General features: G+C 64.0%; 15 protein-coding genes and 2 pseudogenes. 1 reads left to right on the top strand and 16 read right to left on the bottom strand.

The window, feature by feature from the left end:
• Positions 1-71: 71 nt before the first annotated feature.
• Positions 72-1,175 (top strand): alkene reductase, encoded by a 1,104-nt coding sequence (locus ACUXVA_RS10295; RefSeq protein ID WP_445491977.1) that lies wholly within the window; start codon positions 72-74, stop codon positions 1,173-1,175.
• A gap of 254 nt (positions 1,176-1,429) precedes the next feature.
• On the opposite strand, the gene ACUXVA_RS10290 is transcribed toward ACUXVA_RS10295, so the two are convergent.
• The 16 genes and pseudogenes from ACUXVA_RS10290 to ACUXVA_RS10215 all read right to left on the bottom strand — a co-directional run bounded on the left by ACUXVA_RS10290 (position 1,430) and on the right by ACUXVA_RS10215 (position 21,175).
• Positions 1,430-3,223 carry an ABC transporter substrate-binding protein gene (locus tag ACUXVA_RS10290; protein WP_445491975.1) on the bottom strand — a complete coding sequence of 598 codons (1,794 nt, stop codon included), beginning with the start codon at positions 3,221-3,223 and terminating at the stop codon, positions 1,430-1,432.
• Between the two features lie 65 nt (positions 3,224-3,288).
• On the bottom strand, positions 3,289-3,618 hold the full coding sequence (locus tag ACUXVA_RS10285; RefSeq protein ID WP_265080394.1) for a DUF2160 domain-containing protein: 330 nt from the start codon (positions 3,616-3,618) through the stop codon (positions 3,289-3,291).
• Positions 3,619-3,627: 9 nt separating this feature from the next.
• Positions 3,628-4,434 (bottom strand): carbohydrate ABC transporter permease, encoded by an 807-nt coding sequence (locus ACUXVA_RS10280; protein ID WP_265080395.1) that lies wholly within the window; start codon positions 4,432-4,434, stop codon positions 3,628-3,630.
• The gene (locus ACUXVA_RS10275) at positions 4,434-5,336 is read right to left on the bottom strand and encodes a carbohydrate ABC transporter permease (RefSeq protein ID WP_445491972.1); all 903 of its coding nucleotides are present in this window, start codon (positions 5,334-5,336) and stop codon (positions 4,434-4,436) included. Before ACUXVA_RS10275 ends, ACUXVA_RS10280 begins: the two co-directional genes overlap by 1 nt.
• A complete protein-coding gene (locus tag ACUXVA_RS10270; protein ID WP_445491970.1) occupies positions 5,336-6,421 on the bottom strand; it encodes an ABC transporter ATP-binding protein in 1,086 nt (361 codons plus the stop codon). The genes ACUXVA_RS10275 and ACUXVA_RS10270 overlap by 1 nt, the downstream gene beginning before the upstream one ends.
• Before the next feature lie 4 nt (positions 6,422-6,425).
• A complete protein-coding gene (locus ACUXVA_RS10265) occupies positions 6,426-7,511 on the bottom strand; it encodes an ABC transporter ATP-binding protein (RefSeq protein ID WP_445491968.1) in 1,086 nt (361 codons plus the stop codon).
• Entirely contained in the window at positions 7,508-9,052 is a 1,545-nt protein-coding gene (gene glpD, locus ACUXVA_RS10260; RefSeq protein WP_445491966.1) for a glycerol-3-phosphate dehydrogenase, read from the bottom strand. The genes ACUXVA_RS10265 and glpD overlap by 4 nt, the downstream gene beginning before the upstream one ends.
• Before the next feature lie 122 nt (positions 9,053-9,174).
• Positions 9,175-10,005 carry a DeoR/GlpR family DNA-binding transcription regulator gene (locus tag ACUXVA_RS10255; RefSeq protein ID WP_445491964.1) on the bottom strand — a complete coding sequence of 277 codons (831 nt, stop codon included), beginning with the start codon at positions 10,003-10,005 and terminating at the stop codon, positions 9,175-9,177.
• A 121-nt stretch (positions 10,006-10,126) separates the two neighbouring features.
• Positions 10,127-10,352, bottom strand: a pseudogene (locus tag ACUXVA_RS10250) (hypothetical protein).
• Between the two features lie 77 nt (positions 10,353-10,429).
• Complete coding sequence (locus ACUXVA_RS10245) at positions 10,430-10,861, bottom strand: acyl-CoA thioesterase (protein WP_265080402.1); 432 nt, start codon at positions 10,859-10,861, stop codon at positions 10,430-10,432.
• A 24-nt stretch (positions 10,862-10,885) separates the two neighbouring features.
• Positions 10,886-12,977: pseudogene (locus ACUXVA_RS10240) on the bottom strand (3-hydroxyacyl-CoA dehydrogenase NAD-binding domain-containing protein).
• 8 nt (positions 12,978-12,985) lie between these two features.
• Positions 12,986-14,269 (bottom strand): acetyl-CoA C-acetyltransferase, encoded by a 1,284-nt coding sequence (locus ACUXVA_RS10235; protein ID WP_445491961.1) that lies wholly within the window; start codon positions 14,267-14,269, stop codon positions 12,986-12,988.
• Positions 14,269-16,542, bottom strand: a complete 2,274-nt coding sequence (locus ACUXVA_RS10230) for an acyl-CoA dehydrogenase (RefSeq protein ID WP_445491959.1) — start codon at positions 16,540-16,542, stop codon at positions 14,269-14,271. Before ACUXVA_RS10230 ends, ACUXVA_RS10235 begins: the two co-directional genes overlap by 1 nt.
• Positions 16,543-16,750: 208 nt before the next feature.
• A complete protein-coding gene (locus tag ACUXVA_RS10225; RefSeq protein ID WP_265080405.1) occupies positions 16,751-17,386 on the bottom strand; it encodes a flavin reductase family protein in 636 nt (211 codons plus the stop codon).
• A 26-nt stretch (positions 17,387-17,412) separates the two neighbouring features.
• Positions 17,413-18,012 carry a TetR/AcrR family transcriptional regulator gene (locus tag ACUXVA_RS10220; protein WP_445491957.1) on the bottom strand — a complete coding sequence of 200 codons (600 nt, stop codon included), beginning with the start codon at positions 18,010-18,012 and terminating at the stop codon, positions 17,413-17,415.
• Between the two features lie 19 nt (positions 18,013-18,031).
• Positions 18,032-21,175 carry an efflux RND transporter permease subunit gene (locus tag ACUXVA_RS10215; RefSeq protein ID WP_445491955.1) on the bottom strand — a complete coding sequence of 1,048 codons (3,144 nt, stop codon included), beginning with the start codon at positions 21,173-21,175 and terminating at the stop codon, positions 18,032-18,034.
• Positions 21,176-21,188: the final 13 nt, after the last annotated feature.

The raw sequence follows: 21,188 nt of genomic DNA, 5'->3' as shown, positions 1-21,188 counted from the left end.
CGGCCAGCCATTGCCAACCCGCATCGCAATGCACAATTCCAGCCTATTCCCCATTTTTCCGGAACAACAACATGAGCGCTTCCAAACTCTTCGAGAGCTACAAGCTCGGCCCGATCACCCTGTCGAACCGCACCGTCATGGCGCCGCTGACGCGCAACCGCGCGATCGAAGGCTTCGTGCCCAACCCGCTTGCCGTGGAATACTACGCCCAGCGCGCCACCGCCGGCCTGCTGATCACCGAAGCAAGCCAGATCTCGCAGCAGGGCCAAGGCTATCAGGACACGCCCGGCATCTACACCAAGGAGCAGGTCGCCGGCTGGAAGAAAGTCACCGATGCAGTCCACGCCAAGGGCGGTCATATCTTCATCCAGCTCTGGCACGTCGGGCGCATCTCGCACACCAGCCTGCAGCCGAACGGCGGAGCGCCGGTCTCAGCGTCGGCAATCAAGGCCAAGGGCAAGACCTACGTCAACAACACGTTCACCGAGACCTCCGAGCCGCGCGCCCTTGAGCTATCGGAAATCCCCGGCCTGATCGAGGACTACCGCAAGGCTGCGAAGAACGCGATCGAGGCCGGCTTCGATGGCGTGGAGATCCACGCCGCCAACGGCTACCTGCTCGAGCAGTTCGCCCGCGACTCGACCAACAAGCGCACCGACGAATATGGCGGCTCGATCGAGAACCGCGCCCGGCTGATTCTCGAAGTCGCCAAAGCGGTGGCCGAGGAAATCGGCGCCGAACGCACCGGCATCCGCATCTCGCCGGTCACCCCGGCCAACGATGCTGCGCTCGACAGCGAGCCGCAGAAACTGTTCGACTACATCGTCGACGGCCTCAATGCCGAGAAGCTGGTCTACATCCACGTCGTCGAGGGCGCCACCGGCGGTCCGCGCGACATCGCACCGTTCGACTACGCGTCCCTGCGCAAGCGCTTCAAGGGCGCCTATATCGCCAACAACGGCTATGACCTGGCTTTGGCGGAGAAGGTGCTGGCGGCCGGTGAAGCCGACCTGATCGCGTTCGGCAAGCTGTTCATCGCCAATTCCGACCTGGTCGAGCGCTTCAAGACCGGCGCGGAGCTCAACAAGCCGGACCAGGCGACGTTCTATGGCGGCAGCGCCAAGGGCTACACGGACTATCCGACGCTGGCCGAGAAGAAGCAGGCGGCGGAGTAGCCCACGTCCGGCTCTCCTAACCGCACCCAATGGCTGTCATCCCCGCGAAAGCGGGGATCCAGTAAACACCACGGTCCGCATTCGCAACGCTGACAGCTGCGTTTACTGGGTCACCCGCCTTCGCGGGTGACGACAAGTGAGGGTGACGGCAATTGCTGGGCGCGACATGAAAAGGCCGGGATCGCTCCCGGCCTTTTTGTTGTTTGGTACTGCTGCGCTCCCTCTCCCCGACGGGGAGAGGGAAACAAGACGCCTCAGTTCGACGCGCGCTTCTGCGGCGGGGTGGCCGGCCATGACTTGATCAGCGTGTCGTAGTCGACCGTCTCGCCCTTCGGCTTCTCGTTGGCAAGCTTGCGCTGCGGCGCGATGTTGCCGTCCTTGGCAGACTTCGCGTACCAGTACTCAGCCGTCTCCTTCTTGTTCAGCTTCGGTCCGCACTCGCCCTGAACCTTGGACCGCTCAAGTCGCTCGAGCACCGAGTCCTGAGCTGCCGCCAGCGAGTCCATCGCCGCCTGCGGCGTCTTCGCACCGGACGACGCATCGCCGATGTTCTGCCACCACAGCTGCGCCAGCTTCGGATAGTCCGGGATGTTGTTGCCAGTCGGCGACCACTGCACGCGGGCCGGCGAACGGTAGAATTCGATCAGACCGCCGAGCTTGGGCGCGCGCTCGGTGAACGACTTGTCCCAGATGTCGCTTTCACGGATGAAGGTGAGGCCGACATGGCTCTTCTTCAGGCTCACCGTCTTCGAGGTGATGAACTGCAGATACAGCCAGGCGGCCTTGCGGCGATCGGCCGGGGTCGACTTCAGCAGGGTTGCCGAGCCGACGTCTTGATAGCCGAGCTTCATGCCTTCCTTCCAGTACGCACCATGTGGCGACGGCGCCATCCGCCACTTCGGCGTGCCGTCCGCATTCATCACCGGCAGGCCGGGCTTGACCATGTCGGCGGTGAAGGCAGTGTACCAGAACATCTGCTGGGCGACGTTGCCCTGGGCAGGCACCGGACCGGATTCCGAGAAAGTCATGCCTTGCGCCTGCGGCGGGGCATACTTCTTCATCCAGTCGAGATATTTGACGATCGAATAGACCGCCGCCGGACCGTTGGTGTCGCCGCCGCGCTCGATCGACGAGCCGACCGGACGGCAGCCTTCCATGCGGATGCCCCATTCGTCGACCGGCAGGCCGTTCGGCAGGCCCTTGTCGCCGTTGCCGGCCATCGACAGCCAGGCGTCGGTGAAGCGCCAGCCGAGCGAGGGATCCTTCTTGCCGTAGTCCATGTGGCCATAGACCTTGACGCCGTTGATCTCCTTGATGTCGTTGGTGAAGAACTCGGCGATGTCCTCATAGGCCGACCAGTTCACGGGGACGCCGAGATCGTAGCCGTACTTGGCCTTGAACTTGGCCTTGTAGTCGGGATTGGTGAACCAGTCGTACCGGAACCAGTAAAGGTTGGCGAACTGCTGGTCGGGCAGCCGATACATCCTCTTGTCGGGCGCGGTGGTGAACGACGTGCCGATGAAATCCTTGACGTCGAGCATGGGATCGGTGACGTCCTTGCCCTCGCCGGTCATGTAGTCCGACAGCGCGATGGTCTGGCCGTAGCGGAAATGCGTGCCGATCAGATCGGAGTCGTTGATCCAGCCGTCATAGACATTCTTGCCGGACTGCATCTGGGTCTGCAGCTTCTCGACCACGTCGCCTTCCTGGATCAGGTCGTGCTTGAGCTTGATGCCGGTCAGCTCGGAGAACGCCTTGGCCAGCGTCTTGGATTCATACTCATGCGTCGTCAGGGTTTCGGAGACGACATTGATCTCCATGCCCTTGAACGGCTCAGCGGCTTTCGCGAACCACTGCAGTTCCTTCAGCTGATCGGCCTTGGAGAGCGTCGAGGGCTGGAACTCGGTGTCGATCCACTTCTGCGCCGCGGCATCGTCGGCGAGGGCCGGCGCTGCCAGCGTGATCGATCCGGCGATCAGCGCGGCGGCGCTGGTCATCATCAAGCGCACCGTGGGGACACGACTGCGTTGTCTTGTCATGTGTTTCATTTGCTTCCTCCGTTGCAGCATTACTGCAGGCCCGGGTTGATCCCGCTCCTGGTCGTCTTCGTGGTTCAGACCGTGCGGAAAATGCCGACGGCCAGAGCCAGCGAAATCAGTGTCGCGAGCCACAGGCTCGAAATCCCAAGTCCCTCTTCCCCGATGGGAAGCGTGGCGATCGGGTCGGTCCCGACAAAGCCGATCCACAGCAGATGGACGACCGCCGCCACGATCAGCGACACGAACAGGCGATCGCCGCGGGTGGTGGGAATCCTCAGAATGCCGACGCGCTCAGCCTCGGGATAGACCGCTGCGAGCCAGGTCATCGTGCCCAGTGTCATCGCCAGCAGCGCAAAGAAGATTGCGGTCGGCGGTGTCCAAGCCATCCATGCGATGTTTTCCATGTTGTCCTCCTACACCCGGCCCAGCGCAAAGCCGCGGGCGATATAATTGCGGACAAACCAGATCACCAGCGCACCCGGAATGATGGTGAGCACACCCGCAGCAGCGAGCAGGCCCCAGTCCATGCCGGCGGCAGAAACTGTACGAGTCATCACCGCCGCGATCGGCTTGGCGTTGACCGAGGTCAGCGTACGGGCCAGCAGCAGTTCGACCCAGGAGAACATGAAGCAGAAAAAGGCGGCGACGCCGATGCCCGAGGCGATCAGCGGCACCAGGATCTTGACGAAAAACTTCGGAAATGAATAGCCGTCGAGGAACGCGGTCTCGTCGATCTCCCGCGGCACGCCGGAGACAAAACCTTCCAGGATCCATACCGCCAGCGGGACGTTGAACAGGCAATGCGCCAGCGCCACCGCCCAAGGCGTATCGAACAGGCCGATCGCAGAATACAGATTGAAGAATGGCAACGCATAGACCGCAGCCGGAGCCATCCGGTTGGACAGCAGCCAGAAGAACAGATGCTTGTCGCCAAGGAAACGATAGCGCGAGAACGCATAGGCTGCGGGCAGTGCGAAGGAAATGGAGATGATCGTATTGATCACCACGTATTTCAACGAATTGATGTAGCCGGAATACCAGCTCTCGTCGGTAAAGATCCGGATGTAGTTTTCCAGCGTCGGCAGATGCGGCCACAGCGTCATCGTCGAGACGATCTCGCCGTTGGTCTTGAAGCTCATATTGACCAGCCAATAGATCGGCAGCAGCAGGAAGACGAGGTACAGCGACAGGATCAGGCGACGGCCGGGGATTGAATGCATCAGACCGCTCCTTCTCGGTGACCGCGATCGACCCCAACATTGGTCATCACGGTGTAGAAAATCCAGCAGACGATCAGGATGATCAGATTATAGACCAGCGACAGCGCCGCGGCCTTGCCGAGATCGAACTGCCCGAGCGCGATCTTGACCAGTTCGATGGAGACGAAGGTGGTCGAGTTGCCCGGGCCACCTCCGGTCACGACGAACGGTTCGGTGTAGATCATGAAACTGTCCATGAAGCGCAGCAACACACCGATCAGCAACACGCGGTTCAGTTTCGGCAGTTGGATCGCAGTAAACACGGCCCAGCGCGAGGCGCCGTCGATCTGCGCCGCCTGATAATAGGCATCGGGGATCGACTTCAGACCGGCATAACACAGCAGTGCGATCAGGCTGGTCCAGTGCCAGACGTCCATCACGATGACCGTGGCCCAGGCATCGAACTCGTTGGAGACGTAATTGTAGTCCATGCCCATATGGTTGAGCGTATAGCCAAGCAGGCCGATGTCCGGCCGGCCGAAGATCTGCCAGATGGTGCCGACCACGTTCCACGGGATCAGCAGCGGCAGCGCCATGATCACGAGGCAGGCGGCGACCCGCCAGCCCTCGCGCGGCATCGACAGCGCAACGACGATGCCGAGCGGCACCTCGATGGCGAGGATAATCGCGGAGAAAGCCAGATTGCGCCACAGCGAGGCATAGAAGCGCCCGCCGAGATCGGAGCTCGGATCGAGCAGCTCCTTGAACCAGCCGGCGCCGTTCCAGAAGAACTGGTTGTTGCCGAACGTATCCTGGATCGAATAGTTGACCACCGTCATCAGCGGCAGCACCGCGGAGAACGCCACCACCAGAAACACCGGCAGCACGAGGAACCAGGCCTTCTGGTTGACGGTCTTGTCCATCAGACGACTCCCTCGACCAGCCGGCTGTCGGCATAGATGTGAACACGCGCCGGATCGAACACCAGGCCCGCCTCGCTGCCGGAGATCGAAAAATCCGCCGGCACCCGGGCCGAGAACTTGACATCGCCGACCCGCACCCGCGCAAAGCGCACGCGGCCGAGATCGTCGATCCGCTCGATGGTCGCCGAAAGCCGCCCCGGTCCCGGAGCCGCCACATGGACGAATTCCGGACGCACGCCCACTTCGATCTTCGCGCCGGTCGGCAGGCGATCGTAACTGCGCTGCAGCGCGATCGTGTGGCCATCGATGCGGGCTTCGCGGCCCTCTACGCGGGCGGGCACGATGTTCATGCCCGGAGAGCCGATGAAATAGCCGACAAACGTATGCGCGGGCCGGTCGAACAGTTCTTCCGGCGTGCCGGCCTGCACCACGCGACCGTCATGCATCACCACCACCGTATCTGCGAAGGTCAGCGCTTCGGTCTGGTCGTGGGTGACATAGATCATCGTGAGATCCAGCGCGCGGTGCAGCGCCTTCAGCTTCGAGCGCAGCTCCCATTTCAGCGCCGGATCGATCACCGTCAGCGGCTCGTCGAACAGCACCGCCGCAACGTCGGACCGCACCAGACCGCGGCCGAGCGAAATCTTCTGCTTGGCATCGGCCGTCAGCCGTGTGGCTTTGCGGGTGAGAACCGGCGTAAGGTCAAGCAGCTCCGCGATTTCGGCCACGCGCTTGTCGATTTCGGGCTTCGGCACGCCGCGATTCTTCAGCGGAAACGCCAAATTCTCTCCCACCGTCATGGTGTCGTAGATGACCGGAAACTGGAACACCTGCGCGATGTTGCGCTTCTGCGTCGACAGCGGCGTAATATCGACGCCGTCGAACAGGATCTGGCCGCGTGTCGGCGCGACGATCCCGGAGATCAGATTGAGCAATGTGGTCTTGCCGCAGCCGGAAGGGCCGAGCAGCGCATAGGCGCCGCCCTGCCGCCAGGTCATCGAGACCGGCTTCAGCGCATAGGAATCCGGGGCGGCATCGGGGCCGCCATAGGACTGTGCGAGATCGACCAGATCGATACGGGCCATGGCGCTAGTTCCTCATCGCCTCTGGCGCCGCGACCAGTCGGCCGTCGGCATCGAAAATGAAAAGATTGTCGGGATCGAGCACCGCGTCGAGCACATCACCCGGCGCGAATTCGTGCACGCCCTGCAGCACCGCCACCCAGTTGGAGGCGTCGCGCTTCAGATGCACGAAGCTTTCCGAGCCGGTGATTTCGGTCACCGTCACCGTGGCGGGAAAGGCGTGGCGGCCGGCGATGCCGTTGGCCAGTTCCAGCTGGTGCGCACGGAAACCGACGCGGTAGGCGCCGTCGCTCAGGTCCGCATAGAGCCCGCTGGCGGGCGCCTGCCCGCCGCCGGCATACTGCACCGTGCCGTTCTTCTTCTCGATGGCGACCACGTTGAGCGGCGGATCGGAAAACACCTCGGCGACCTTGAGGGTCTCCGGACGGCGATAGACCTTCGACGTCTCGCCGATCTGCAGCACCTCGCCCTCCCACAGGCACACGGTGCGGCCGCCGAGCAACAGCGCCTCGGACGGCTCCGTCGTGGCGTACACAAATATCGCGCCGGATTCCTCGAAGATGCGCGGCAATTCAGTACGCAATTCCTCGCGCAGCTTGTAGTCGAGATTGGCCAGCGGCTCGTCGAGCAACACGAGGTCGGCGCCCTTGACCAGGGCGCGGGCGATGGCGGTGCGCTGCTGCTGGCCGCCGGACAGCCGCAGCGGCGTGCGATCGAGATAGGGCTCGAGCTTCAGAAGCTTCGCGGCCTCGCGCACGCGGCTTTCGATTTCGGCCTTCGGCTTGCCCTGCACGCGCAGCGGCGAGGCGATGTTCTCGTACACCGTCAGCGAGGGGTAGTTGATGAATTGCTGATAGACCATGGCCACCGAGCGCTTGCGCACGTCAATGCCGGTCACGTCCTTACCATCGACGAGGACGCGGCCTTGCGTCGGCTTGTCCAGGCCGGCGAGCAGCCGCATGATCGATGTCTTGCCGGCGAGCGTGGGGCCGAGCAGGACGCTCAGGGCGCCTCTTTCGAGCGTCAACGAGACGTCGCGGATGGTGGGAATGCCATCCACGGCGCGCGAGACATGGTCAAGGGTGATGGTCATGTCTGCACTCTCGCTGCTCGCTCTGCAGGCCTAGGCGCGTCACGTCGGGCGGCAAGCCAGCCCTCCAGCGCCGCGACCTCCGCCGCCGACAGACGCAATCCCAGCTTGGAGCGTCGCCACACGATGTCGTCCGCCGTCACCGCCCACTCGTTCTCTATCAAGTATCTGATTTCGGCTTCCGTCAATGTGGCGCCGAAGTCCTGGCCGAGGTCCGCCATCGATGCCGCCTGCCCGAGCAATTTGTGCGCGCGCGTGCCATAGGCATGGACGAGCCGGTCGGCATGGCCCGGTGTCAGGAATGGATAGTCGCGTCGCAGCTCGGCGATCAGCGCGTCCACCGCGGAGACATCGAAGTCGCCGCCGGGCAGCGGCGCCGTCGCGGTCCAGCCTTCGGCCGCCTTGGTGCCTTTCAACCAGGGCGCCAGCTTCTGCAGCGCTTCTTCGGCGAGCCGGCGATAGGTCGTGATCTTGCCGCCATAGATCGACAGCAGCGGCGCGCCGCCGGGCAGGTCCAGTTCGAACACGTAGTCGCGCGTGGCCGCCTTGGCCTCGTTGGCGCCGTCGTCATAGAGCGGGCGAACGCCGGAATAGGTCCACACCACGTCCTCCGGCTTGACGGGCTTTGCCAGATATTCACTGACGGATGTGCAGAGGTAGCTGATCTCGTCGGCGGAGATTTTCACCTGGGCGGGGTCGCCCTGATAGTCCAGATCGGTGGTGCCGATCAGGGTGAAGTCATCCTGATAGGGGATCGCAAAGACGATGCGACCATCTGCGTTCTGGAAGATGTAGGCGCGGTCGTGGGCATAGAGTTTGGGCACCACAATGTGCGAGCCCTGCACCAGCCTTACCTTGGCCTTCGCGTTGACCCCGGCGCCTGACGCCAGAATTTTCTCCACCCAGGGACCGCCTGCGTTGACCAGCGCGCGGGCGCGGATCGTGCTGCGCTCTCCGCTGACCGTGTCCTCGACGGTGACCTGCCAGATTCCGTCGACCTGACTGACCGCGGTGGCGCGGGTGCGGGTGCGGATGTCGGCGCCGCGGTCGAAGGCGTCGCGCGCGGTCAGCACCACCAGACGGGCATCGTCGACGAAGCAATCGGAATATTCAAAGCCCCGGCGGAAGCGGCCGGGCGCAAGCGGCTTGCCGAGTCCGTCATGGGCTAGGTCGAGGGTGCGGGTCGGCGGCAGCAATTTGCGGCCGCCAATATGGTCATAGAGAAACAGGCCGAGCCGGAGAAACCAGGCCGGCCGCAGCCCGGAATGGTGCGGCAGCACGAAACGCAGCGGCCGAATGATGTGCGGCGCGATCTGCCAGAGGATTTCGCGCTCCATCAGCGCGTGGCGCACCAGCCGGAACTCATAATATTCCAGATAACGCAGCCCGCCGTGCACGAGCTTGGTCGACCAGGACGAGGTGCCACTGGCCAAATCATTCATTTCGCAAAGGAAAACGGAATTGCCTCGGCCCACAGCATCGCGGGCAATGCCGCAACCGTTGACGCCGCCACCGATAATAGCGAGGTCGAAAACCTGACCCACCCGAACTCCCCCCTGCGCCAACTGGTCGGCGCCATCAGACGCCCAACCTTCGCATTCAGCGATTGGCTTTCGGTTTTCAGTAAATCACAACCAAAAGCGAAAGCAACCGCCTTTTTGGAGAGCTAGCCTGCTTTTTCCTGCGCAGGGGGAGCATCGTTTCCGGTTTCGTCGGGTTCCCCGGTCGAGCCCGACAGCGCTTCGATGACTTGGATGCCACGCGCCTGGCAGATCGCCTGCAGCCCGGCAGGCAGGGCTAAGTCGGTGACAAAGGTCTGGATCTGGCTGAGATGGGCAATGCGCACCGCCGCGGTACGCCGCAGCTTGGTGGAGTCGGCGACCAGCATGATGCTGCGGGCATTGGCCATGATCGCCTGCGCGGCCTGCACCTCGCGGTAGTCGAAATCCAGCAGCGCGCCCTCCCCGTCGATGGCCGAGGCGCCGATGATGGCATAATCGACCTTGAACTGCCCGATCAGACCGATGGCGGTGGAACCGATCACCGCGCCGTCGGAGCGCCGGACGGTGCCGCCGGCAACGATCACCTCGATACGCGGATGGCGATACAGCATCATCGCCACGTTGAGGTTGTTGGTAATCACCAGCAGGTCCTCATGCGCCGTCAGCGCATTGGCGACTTCTTCGGTGGTGGTGCCGATGTTGATGAACAGCGAACTGCCGTTGGGAATCTGCGCCGCCGCGGCGATGCCGATCGCGCGCTTTTCCTCGGCGGCCACAAAGCGGCGCGCTTCGTAAGCGAGGTTTTCCACGCCGGAGGCAATGATCGCGCCGCCGTGAATCCGTGTCAGCGAACGCTGATCGCAGAGGTCATTGAGATCCTTGCGAATCGTTTGCGCCGAGACCTCGAAGCGGCGGACGAGATCGTCCACCATCACCCGACCGGTGGCGCGGGCAATATTCAGAATTTCTGTCTGGCGATGGCTGAGTCCGGTCACGATGCACCTCTGGCGAGGCGCGCATGGTGAGGCGGTTGCCGGCGATCGTCAACGCGGCTGGCCTCACCGGCTTGTTTCCCCTCACCCGGCAAGGAGAGGGGCGGCAAAACAGCCTGCCCGTTCAGGCTGCGGAGACCACCGCAGCCGCAGGAAAGCCCTCAGCCGCAGGGAAGCCCTGGCTGGCGAACAGAAAGGCAGCGCGCTCGGCTTCGCGCGCATTGCGAAACGAGCTGCCCCTCCATGGCGTTAAAACGGTGTGACGCGGCGAAGAACCGGTAGCCCTCGGGATTACGAACGACAATTCCCGCGGCCTGCGAACTGACTTCGATAATATAGGTGTCTGACATGGCGGCCCCCGTATACGCAACGTTAATGCATAATCCGGGCCACTAACGGCGACGGTACGCAAAGGTTCCTAAGACGGTCAGGCCGATAGCGGCTGGCCGTCCCGGTTGATGGTCTGCGGCCGGCCGTGATCGTCGATCGAGACGTAAGTAAAATGGCCGTCGGTCACCAGGATCGAGTGGCTCTCGTTGCGCCTCAGTACCCATGCCTCGATATGCACGGTGATCGACGTCCTGCCGATCCGCACCAGTGTGGCATGCACGGAGACAACGTCGCCGACGAACACGGCCTTGCGAAAGTTCATGGCGTCGATGGCCACGGTCACAGTGCGCGACTTCGCGGTCTTGGAGGCGAAAATGCCGCCGCCGATATCCATCTGGCTGAGAAGCCAGCCGCCGAAGATGTCGCCGTTCGCGTTGGTGTCGGCCGGCATGGCCAGCGTTCGGATGGTCAGATCGCCGTTTGGTTCCGTCGTCGGATCGGCCGCCCGCTTCGTCGATGACTCAGACATGAGCGCCGCCTGCCGCAAATTGAGTCATGTGAAATTCTCCCAACCGGCATCCGGCACAAAGCGCGGGCCGAACTTTTCCGACAGATCGTGCAATTTGACCACGACGTTTTCCTTGCCGCGTTCTCGCGCATAGTTTAGCGGACCGCCGCGGAACGGCGCATAGCCGGTTCCAAAGATCATTGCGCCATCGACCACATCGGCACTGCCGACGATGCCCTCGCGCAGACAGGCAACGCAGACATTCGACATCGGCAGGATCAGGCGGTCGATCATTTCCGCGGTCGGTTGCGCACCTTCTCTGGGCGATGTCTTGTCGGCCTTGCCGTCCTTCCAGACGTAGAAGCCCTTGCCCGTCTTGCGGCCGAGTTCGCCTTTGGCCACCTTTTCCCGCAACCACGCCGGCGTCGGCGGCAGCAGGTCGCCGAACTTGGAGCGCAGCATATCGCCGACCGCGAGACAGATATCGAGTCCGACCTGATCAGCCAGTTCAATCGGCCCCATGGGCATGCCGAACTGCTCGGCCGCCGCATCGATGGTGGTTTTGTCGATCTTCTCGTCAAGCATCACCATCGCCTCGAGCATGTAGGGCGTCAGCGCGCGGTTGACGAGAAAGCCCGGTGAACTCCTGACCGGCAGCGGCAGCCGGTCGATGGCCCCGACGAAGGCCAGCGCCCGGGTCAGCAAAGCGGGATCGACGCGATCGTGGCTGACGACTTCCACCAGTTGCAGCCGCGATACCGGATTAAAGAAGTGCAGGCCGAGCAGCCGCTCCGGCTTTGTCAGCGTGGTGCGCAGATCTTCCAGCGGTATGCTCGAAGTGTTGGTGGCGAGGATGGCGCCCGGCTTCATGCGCGGCTCGATGCCGGCATAGACCTTCTGCTTCAGTTCGAGCTTTTCGCTGACTGCCTCGATGATCAGATCGGCGGAGCGCACGCCTTCACCGTCCATGTCGGGGATCAGGCGATCCAGCGCGTCGCGTACATCGGTGCGCTTGCGGATGATCTTGCCGAACAGATCCGCGGCGCGCTTGACGGCGCCGGCGATCGGCTCCGGCTTCATGTCGGCCAGTGTCACGCGCAGGCCCTGATTGGCGCACCACGCCGCGATATCGCCGCCCATGGCGCCTGCGCCGATGACGTGGACATGCTTGATCGCGTGACCCGAGCCGGCGAGTTTCTTCATCTGCTCGCGCAGGAAAAACACCCGGATCAGGTTCTGCGCTGTCGGCGTCACCATCAGCCTTGAGAACGACGTCTTCTCCGCCGCCAGCATCGCCGCGCGATCGCCGCCGTGCTTCTCCCACAACGCAATCAACGCATAGGGCGCCGGATAGTGCTCGCGCGGCGCCGCCTTGCCGGCTTCCACCACCATGCGCGAGGCCAGAATGCCGCGCACCGGCGAAAAGTTCAGAAGCTTATTGAGCAGTCCCGGCCGGGCGCGCTTCAGCCGGCCGAACACCGCATCCCGGACGGCATTGCGGACATGGCGCTCCTGGGTGACGGCATCGACCAGGCCGAGCTCCTTCGCCTTGCGCGCGTCGATGGTCTTGCCGGTGAGCATCAGCGTCATCGCCTGCATCGGATTGACCAGGCTGCGTGAAGCGCACGGTGCCGCCGAGGCCGGGATGCAGGCCGAGCATCACCTCGGGGAAACCAAAACGTGCGTCCTCGATCGCGATGCGCGACTGGCAAGCCAGCGCCACTTCGAGACCGCCGCCGAGACAGAAGCCGTGGATGACGGCGACGGTCGGGATCTTCAGCGCGTCGAGCCGGTCGATCACCGCATGCGCCCGGCCGATCTCGCTCTCCACGGCGGCAGCATCGGTGGCGCCGCGAAACGCGTTGACATCGGCGCCGGCGATGAAGCCGGACGGCTTGGCGGAGCGAATGACCAGGCCGGCCGGCCGCTGGCCTTCCAGCGCCGTCAGCACCGTGTCGAATTCCTCCAGCACCTCGGCCGACAGCGTATTGGCGCTGGTGCCGGCGCGGTCGAACAGCAGCCAGGCGATGCCGTCGGCGTCGCGGGTGAGTTTGAAGTTTCTGTAGACGCCAGCCTCCGGCGTTGGTCCCAGTTCGCGCGCGCGGTCGCCGAGAACGTCCATGATCCTGCTGTCCATGCCGTTCCTCATACGCTTTCGATCAGCATGGCGCCGCCGAGCCCGCCGCCAATACATTCGGTGGCGATACCGCGTTTGGTGCCAAGCCGCTTCATCGCATTGACCAGATGCAGCACAAGGCGATTGCCCGAGGTGCCGACGGGATGGCCGAGGCTGATGGCGCCGCCATCGACATTGAGTTTCGTGCGATCAATTTCGCCCGCAGCGCCGTCGAGGCCGAGAACCTCGCGACAGAACCTGTCGTCTTTCCACGCCTCAAGGCAGCCGAGCACCTGCGTCGCGAAAGCTTCATTCAATTCCCAGGTGTCGACATCCTGCAGCGAGAGATGATTGCGCTTCAGGAGTTCGGTGGATGACAGCACCGGGCCGAGGCCCATGATGCTGGGATCGAGTGCCGACCACTGGCTGTCGACGATGACCGCCTTCGGCGTCAGCCCATGCTTCGCCACGGCTTCCTCCGAGGCAAGGATGGTCCATGACGCGCCGTCGGTGATCTGGCTGGAATTGCCGGCGGTGACCTGGCCCCATGGCCGCTCGAACACCGGCTTCAGGGTCGACAATTTGTCGACCGAGGAATCCGCGCGCACGCCATCGTCGTGATCGTAGAATTTTCCGTCGCGCGCGAAGGCGGTCTCGACCTCGCCCTTGAGCCACCCCTGGGCCTGCGCATTGGCCAGTCGCTTGTGACTCTCGACCGCATAAGCATCGGACTGGGCGCGGGTGATCCCGAACAGATGGCCGACCTTCTCGGCCGTCTGCCCCATATTGAGGTCCGTGATCGGATCGGTCAGGCCGCGCTCAAGCCCGATGACCGGCTTGAAATAGCCCGGGCGCGCTTTGGCGATCGCCGCCATCTTGCCGAGGATACCCTTGGCGGTAGCGAGGCCGGCGAACCAGCGCACGCCCTGCTGCGGCCAGACCAGGGGCGCGTAGCTCAGTGCCTCGGCGCCACCGGCGAGGATCAGGTCGGCGTTGCCCTCGCGGATATATCTGTAACCGGTGTCGATCGACTGCATGCCGGACCCGCAATTGATCTGCACGGTAAAGGCCACCATCGCCTCGCCCATGCCGAGCCGCAGCGCCGCGACGCGCGCCGGGTTCATCTCGTCGGCGATCACGTTGACGCAGCCGAGGATGACCTGGTCGAAGGCATCCGGCGCAAACGGTTGCCTTGCCAGCAGCGGACGTCCGCATTGCACGGCAAGGTCCACCGGCGTGAAAGGGCCGGGGCCGCTGCGTGCCTTGAGGAACGGCGTGCGGATGCCATCGATGATATAGACCGGACGCGCCATCAGCTTGCTGCCCTTGTTTCACCGAGCTCCTGGAAGAACTGACGCACGGGCGGCTTCCTGTAGTGCGGCGACAGTTCCTCAGGCGCGAAATCATCGACTTCGATCACCAAGGCAGTGGCGGCTTGCGCCGCGGCGATCTGCTCGCCTTCGGCCTGGGTGATCACGCCTTTGGTCACCGCTTCCTTCCAGTTGCGAATCTTCGCGGTACGCATGCGTCTGGCGATATCTTCCGCGGATGTCACCAGCATGAACGCCTTCTCCAGCCGGGCTGCACCTCGGTCGTCATCCACATGCGACAGGTCGGGGGTCAGCCGATCGCGCGCCGCGGACGGCTCGAGCAGCAGCAGCGCGCAACAATGCACCGTAAGATCAGACGGGCCGAGGACACGGGCACCGAACGGCTGCACGATGAATTTCAGGAAGCCGGCCACGAAGCGGTTGGGGAAATTGGCGAAGATCTCCGCAAAACGGTTCTCGATCGTCTTGAAGCCCGAATGCATGCACCATTCCAGCGCCGCGAAATCGATCTGCTGGCGCCCCTCGTCCTGCCAGCGCTTCAGCGCCGCCGACAGCAGGTACAGCTCCGAGAGGATGTCGCCGAACCGCGCCGACAGCATCTCCTTGCGCTTCAGCGCGCCGCCCATGGTCAGCAGCGCCATGTCGGCCGAGAGCGCGAACGCCGCGGAATAGCGCGGCAGCTGCCGGTAGAACATGGTGGCGTCGCCGGCGTTGGGCGCCGGCGCGATGACGCCCTTGGTCCAGCTGCGGCCCCAGGCGCGGAACAGCGTCGCGACGCTGTGACCGACATGCTTCCAGAAGACGGCGTCGAAGGCAGCGAGTCCCTTGGCCTTGTCGGGCTCGCTCAGCGCGTTCATCTCCTCCAGCAGATAGGGATGCGCGCGAATGGCGCCCTGGCCGAAGACGATCAGGTTGCGGGTGAGGATGTTGGCGCCTTCGACGGTGATGCCGACCGGCACCGAACGATAGACGCTTCCCAGATAGTTCTGCGGCCCGTCGATGACAGCCTTGCCGGCATGAATATCCATCGCGTCGTCGATGGCGATGCGCAGCCGTTCGGTGGCGTGCAGCTTCATGATGCCGGAGATCACCGCGGGATGATGGCCGAGGTTCAGCGCTGTACAGGTCAGCCGCCGCGCCGCGTCGAGCAGATAGGCCGTGCCGGCGATGCGCGCCAGCGGCTCCTCGATGCCCTCGAACTTGCCGATCGGCACGTTGAACTGCTCGCGCACCCGGGCATAGGCCCCGGTAGTGCGCGCCGCATGGGCCGCACCCGCCGCCGACAGTGACGGCAGCGAGATGCCGCGGCCGGCGGCCAGCGCGCTCATCAGCATCTTCCAGCCCTGTCCGATGCGCTCCTGCCCGCCGATGATGTAGTCCATGGGAATGAACACGTCGCGACCGCGGTTCGGGCCGTTCTGGAACACCTGCATCGAAGGCAGATGGCGGCGTCCGATCTCCACCCCGGGAAGGTGCGTCGGGATCAGCGCGACGGTGATGCCGAGTTCGTCCTGCGTACCGATCAGGTGGTCGGGGTCATCGGCCTTGAAGGCAAGGCCGAGCAATGTCGCGACCGGGCCCAGCGTGATGTAGCGCTTGTGCCAGTTGAGGCGCAAGCCAAGGACTTCGCGGCCCTCGAAGGTCCCCTTGCAGACGATGCCGGTATCGATCATCGATGCCGCATCGGAGCCGGCCTCCGGGCTGGTCAGGCCGAAGCACGGAATATCGGTGCCGTCGGCAAGCCGTGGCAACCAGCGGCTGCGTTGCGCGTCGGTGCCGAACTTCATCAGCAGCTCGCCCGGCCCGAGCGAGTTCGGCACCATTACCGTCACCGCGGCGGTCGCCGAGCGTGACGAAATCTTGCGCACCACTTCGGAATGCGCATAGGGCGAGAAGCCGAGGCCGCCGAACTCCTTCGGGATGATCATGCCGAAGAATTTCTCGCGCTTGATGAAGTCCCAGACCTCCGGCGGCAGGTCGCGCAGCTCCCAGTTGATCTTCCAGTCGTCGACCATGGCGCACAGCTCATCGACCGGGCCGGTCATGAAGGCCTGCTCTTCAGCGGTCAGCGTCGCCGGCTTCACCTTCAGCAGTTTCGCCCAGTCGGGATTGCCGGTGAACAGGTCGGCATCCCACCACACGTCGCCAGCCTCCAGCGCCTCGCGCTCGGTGTTCGACATGGTCGGCAGCACGCCCTTGGCCCAAGCAAAGATCGGCTTGGTAAGGACGTCGCGGCGAAATGAAAATGAGCTCATGGAAACCTCCTGGTCGAGGCGACCGCACAGCACGGAGGCCGCCGTCACGACACGACATTCGCTCCTGGGATCGCGTAGCGCCCGGCCCGTGTCGCGGCAGTCGCGACTACGGGCCCACGCGAGCCACCGTTAACGGAACCATACGCCTTCGGTTCCGAAAACGCGATTTCTCCCGCCGTGGCGTGTCGTCACGCCAGCGGCTAGCCGCTCAATCGGGCCGGTTCATCTCGAACATGGCGTCTTGCCTGATCTCGAAATAGTCGCCTCTGCGGCCGGCGCGCACGATCGGGCGTGCCAGCGCGGTCTGGTACACGCCGTCCTTGATCAGGCTCTTGTCGATATGGACCGCGACCACCTCACCCAAGGTCATCCACCCGTCGAGATCGCGACCATCGGCGCCCTTGAGCCGGATGATCTGGGTCAGTTTGCACTCGAACGAGACCGGGCTTTCACCGACGCGCGGCACGCTGACGATCTTGGACGGCACCGCCGTCAGGCCGGCGAGCGCGAACTCGTCCACCTCGGGCGCCACGTGGGCGGCGGTCGCGTTCATCTGCTTGGCCAGATCCATGGTCGCCAGATTCCAGACGAACTCGCCGGTCGCCTCGATATTGGCGATGCTGTCTTTGCGGGACGTGCTGGAAAAGCCGATGATCGGCGGGGTGTAATTGAAGCCGTTGAAGAAGCTGTAGGGCGCCAGGTTGACGTGTCCCGCGGCGCTGCGCGACGAGATCCAGCCGATCGGACGCGGCGCGATGATGGCATTGAAGGGATCGTGCTTGAGGCCGTGGCCGTTGGCCGGCTCGTAGAAATGCAAGTCCCTGGTCTCGGTCACGGTGATCATCCCCTGCTGGCGTCGGTGGCTGTCGTCTAGCCGCGCGGCGCCAGCCCGGCAAGCACGAAGTCGATCATCTGGTCCAGGGAGGGGCCCGGCTTCTGGGCGCATTCGGCGATCATCTGCGGGTGGAAAAACCGCATCATGGCGCTGCAGACGCACATCGCCGCGAGCGGCACGTCCGGCGCATGGAATTCGCCCGATGCCGCGCCCTCGGCGATCACGCTGCCAATCATGGTGGCGATGTGCTCCATATGGGCGGAGCAGACTTCCCAGTTCTCCTCCATCGCGATCCGGACCATTTCGTGCAACTTGGCGTCGCCGACATAGCGCTCCGAGTTCATCCGGTGGACGGTTGCGAGCAATTCGCGCAGCCGCGGCGTAACCGGGCCGCGCCCACCGACAATAATCCCGGCAGCTTCCTCGACCTCCCCCATCAGATGCCGCGCCACGCCGGCATGGATCGACTTCTTCGAATCAAAGAAGCGATAGATGTTGGCGGGGCTCATCCGCAGCACCTTGGCGATGTCCGCGACGGTGGTCTTCTGATAGCCGATTTCACGGAACAGGCGCTCCGCCACCACAAGAATGCGGGCACGCATATCGGCTTCGATCGTATCGGGAACAAGCGTCATGTCAGCAGGCAATCTTCAATTATTCGGCAGCCGCGGCAAGGGGAATTGCAGGCCCGGGATGGCCACGCTGCGTTGCAGGATCAACGGCCTCGGCGGAACCGCGTTCTTCCAGGCTGTTGCGAAACCATAGCGCATAAAGGCCCGGCAAATATAGCAGAGTCAGGAAGGTGGCCACGAACAGCCCGCCCATGATGGTGATGGCCATCGGGCCCCAGAAGGCGGAGCGCGACAGCGGAATCATCGCCAGGATGGCTGCCAGCGCGGTCAGCACCACTGGCCGGGCGCGGCGCACGGTGGCTTCGACGATGGCTTCGCGCCGGGTCAGACCGTGACTGACGTCGGTCTCGATCTGGTCGACCAGAATCACGGCGTTGCGCATGATCATGCCGGCCAGCGCGATCAGGCCGAGCAGCGCCACGAAACCGAACGGCGCGTTGGCGACGTTGAGCCCCAGCGAGGCGCCGACGATGCCGAGCGGCGCCGTCAGGAACACCAGCACCAGCCGTGAGAAGCTCTGCAGCTGAACCATCAGCAGCGTCAGCATGATGATGATCATCAGCGGAAACAGCACGGCGATCGAGGCATTGCCCTTGGCGGATTCCTCGAATGCGCCGCCCGCCTCGATGCGGTAGGCCGGCTGCAGGCTGTCGCGGATCGCCTGCAATTTGGGCGCGATCTGCGTGGTGATGTCGGGCGGCTGCACGCCGTCGATGACGTCGCCGCGCACGGTGATCGCCATGTCGCGGCTGCGCCGCCACAGGATCGGCTCCTCGTGGGCGTATTCGATGGTCGCGACCTGCGACAGCGGGACGGCGATGCCGTTCCGCGAGGTGATGGTGAGATCGCCGACCCGGCCGAGGTCGAGCCGCTCGGACGCCACCGCACGGGCCACCACGCCGACCTTCTCGATGCCGTCGCGAACCGTGGTCACCGGCGCGCCGGAGATCAGCATCGCCAGCGACTGCGACAGATCCTGAGGCGTCAGGCCGAGCGCGCGGGCGCGATCCTGATCGACCACAAGCTTGAGATAGGGCGTCTGCTCGTTCCAGTCGAGATGCGGATCGATCATGTTGGGATTGGCGCGCATTACGTCACGGACTTTGTAGGCGATCTCGCGCACCACGGCGGTGTCCGGGCCGACCACGCGGAACTGGACCGGGAAGCCGACCGGCGGGCCGAAGTTGAAGCGATCGACACGGACCCGCGCCTCCGGCAACTGCCCGTCGGCGACCTGCTTCTCGATTCGCGCCTTGATCCGTTCGCGCGCCTCGACGTCCCTGGCCACGATGACGATCTCGGCGAAGGCCTCGTTCGGCAGTTGCGGGTTGAGTCCGAGCCAGAACCGCGGCGATCCCCTTCCGACATAGGCGGTATAGGTCGCGATGTCCTTGTCGTCCTTCAGCAACGTCTCCGCCGCCTTGACGGATTTCGACGTAACATCGAATGCCGTGCCTTCCGGCAGACGCAACTGCAGGAACAGTTCGGGCCGCTCGGACAGCGGGAAGAACTGTTGCTGCACATGGCCGAAGCCGACGATGGCGGCGGCGAAAATGCCGACGGTCGCCACGACCACCTTGATGCGGTGTTCGACGCACCAGGCGATGACGCTGCGCAGGCCGCGATACATGCGGGTCTCGTACACCGCGTGCGGATCGTGGTTGGCATTGCCGTGGGCAGCGAAATTCGGCAGCAACTTGACGCCGATATAGGGCGTGAAGATCACCGCCACGAACCACGACGCCACCAGCGCGATCGCCACGATCCAGAAAATGCCGCCGGCATATTCGCCGACCGCGGAATTGGCGAAGCCAATCGGCAGGAAGCCCACCGCGGTGATCAGCGTGCCGGTCAGCATCGGGAAGGCGGTCGACTCCCAGGCAAAGGACGCCGCGCGGACGCGGTCCCAGCCCTGCTCCATCTTCACCACCATCATTTCCACCGCGATGATGGCGTCGTCGACCAGCAGGCCGAGCGCGATGATCAGCGCGCCCAGCGTGATCCGGTGCAGGTCGATGTGCATCGCGTTCATGACAATGAACACGATGCCGAGCACCAGCGGCACCGACAGCGCGACCACGATGCCGGTGCGCCAGCCCAGCGCCACGAAGCTGACGAACAGCACGATGGCCAGCGCCTCGATGAAGGAATGCACGAACTCGCCGACGGCGTGCTCCACGACCAGCGGCTGGTCGGCGATCTGCTCGACCTCGATGCCCTGCGGCACCGCGGCCATGAATTCGCTCTTGGCCTTCTCGACCTCCTTGCCGAGTTCGAGAATGTTGGCGCCATTGGCGGTGACGACGCCGATGCCAAGCGCCGGCTTGCCCTTCTGGAACACCTTGTAGTCGGTGGGGTCGACGAAGCCGCGGGTGACGGTGGCGATGTCGCCGAGCCGGAACACGCGGCCGTTGCTCTCTACCGGCGTTTCCGCGACGGTCCTGGCGCCGTCGAGCGCGCCGGTGACGCGCAGCGGCACGCGCTGCGACGAGGTTTCCACGATGCCCGCGGGGGTGATGGCATTCTGCTTGGCCAGCGAATCGAACAAGGTCTTCGGCGTGATGCCGAGCGTCGCCAGCTTGGCGTGCGAGAACTCGACGTAGATCCGCTCGTCCTGGGTGCCGTACAGATTGACCTTGGTGACACCGTCGACCTTCAGCAGGCGCTGCCGCATGCCTTCTGCGGCTTTCTTCGGCTGCGCGTAGTCGGCGCCGTCGCCGGTCATCATGTAGAGGATGGAATCGACGTCGCTGTATTCGTCGTTGATGTTGAGGTTGATCAGCCCGGTGGGGAGCGACGGCTGCACGTCGGCGATCTTCTTGCGCAGCAGATAGAACAGGTACGGCACATCCTTCGGCGGCGCGTTGTCCTTGAAGGAGACCTGCATGGCGGTGAAGGAGGGCTTCGAATAGGTCTGCACCTTGTCGAAGTAAGGCAGCTCCTGCAGCTTCTTCTCGATGGGGTCGGCGACCTGCTCCTGCAGTTCCTTTGCGGTAGCGCCGGGCCACATCGCAGTGACGACCACGACCTTCACCGTGAACGACGGGTCCTCGGCACGGCCGAGCTTCTGATAGGAGAAGAACCCGCCGACGGCGAGCGCGATGATGAGGAACAGGATCAGCGCGGGATGGCTGACAGCCCAGGCGGAGAGGTTGAAGCGATGCATCGGACGCCCCTCG

It is taken from the genome of Rhodopseudomonas sp. RCAM05734 (genome assembly GCF_052658035.1).
The sequence above is the reverse complement of the archived record's forward strand: the minus strand, read 5'-3'. Positions and strand labels throughout refer to the sequence as shown.

Coding starts and splice junctions, on each gene's coding strand:
- ACUXVA_RS10270 (WP_445491970.1), bottom strand. CDS start 6,421: ATGGCCCGTATCGATCTGGTCGATCTCGCACAGTCCTATGGCGGCCCC.
- ACUXVA_RS10265 (WP_445491968.1), bottom strand. CDS start 7,511: ATGACCATCACCCTTGACCATGTCTCGCGCGCCGTGGATGGCATTCCC.
- ACUXVA_RS10275 (WP_445491972.1), bottom strand. CDS start 5,336: ATGGACAAGACCGTCAACCAGAAGGCCTGGTTCCTCGTGCTGCCGGTG.
- ACUXVA_RS10280 (WP_265080395.1), bottom strand. CDS start 4,434: ATGCATTCAATCCCCGGCCGTCGCCTGATCCTGTCGCTGTACCTCGTC.
- ACUXVA_RS10285 (WP_265080394.1), bottom strand. CDS start 3,618: ATGGAAAACATCGCATGGATGGCTTGGACACCGCCGACCGCAATCTTC.
- ACUXVA_RS10225 (WP_265080405.1), bottom strand. CDS start 17,386: ATGATCACCGTGACCGAGACCAGGGACTTGCATTTCTACGAGCCGGCC.
- ACUXVA_RS10295 (WP_445491977.1), top strand. CDS start 72: ATGAGCGCTTCCAAACTCTTCGAGAGCTACAAGCTCGGCCCGATCACC.
- ACUXVA_RS10215 (WP_445491955.1), bottom strand. CDS start 21,175: ATGCATCGCTTCAACCTCTCCGCCTGGGCTGTCAGCCATCCCGCGCTG.
- ACUXVA_RS10220 (WP_445491957.1), bottom strand. CDS start 18,012: ATGACGCTTGTTCCCGATACGATCGAAGCCGATATGCGTGCCCGCATT.
- ACUXVA_RS10245 (WP_265080402.1), bottom strand. CDS start 10,861: ATGTCTGAGTCATCGACGAAGCGGGCGGCCGATCCGACGACGGAACCA.
- ACUXVA_RS10230 (WP_445491959.1), bottom strand. CDS start 16,542: ATGAGCTCATTTTCATTTCGCCGCGACGTCCTTACCAAGCCGATCTTT.
- ACUXVA_RS10290 (WP_445491975.1), bottom strand. CDS start 3,223: ATGAAACACATGACAAGACAACGCAGTCGTGTCCCCACGGTGCGCTTG.
- ACUXVA_RS10235 (WP_445491961.1), bottom strand. CDS start 14,269: ATGGCGCGTCCGGTCTATATCATCGATGGCATCCGCACGCCGTTCCTC.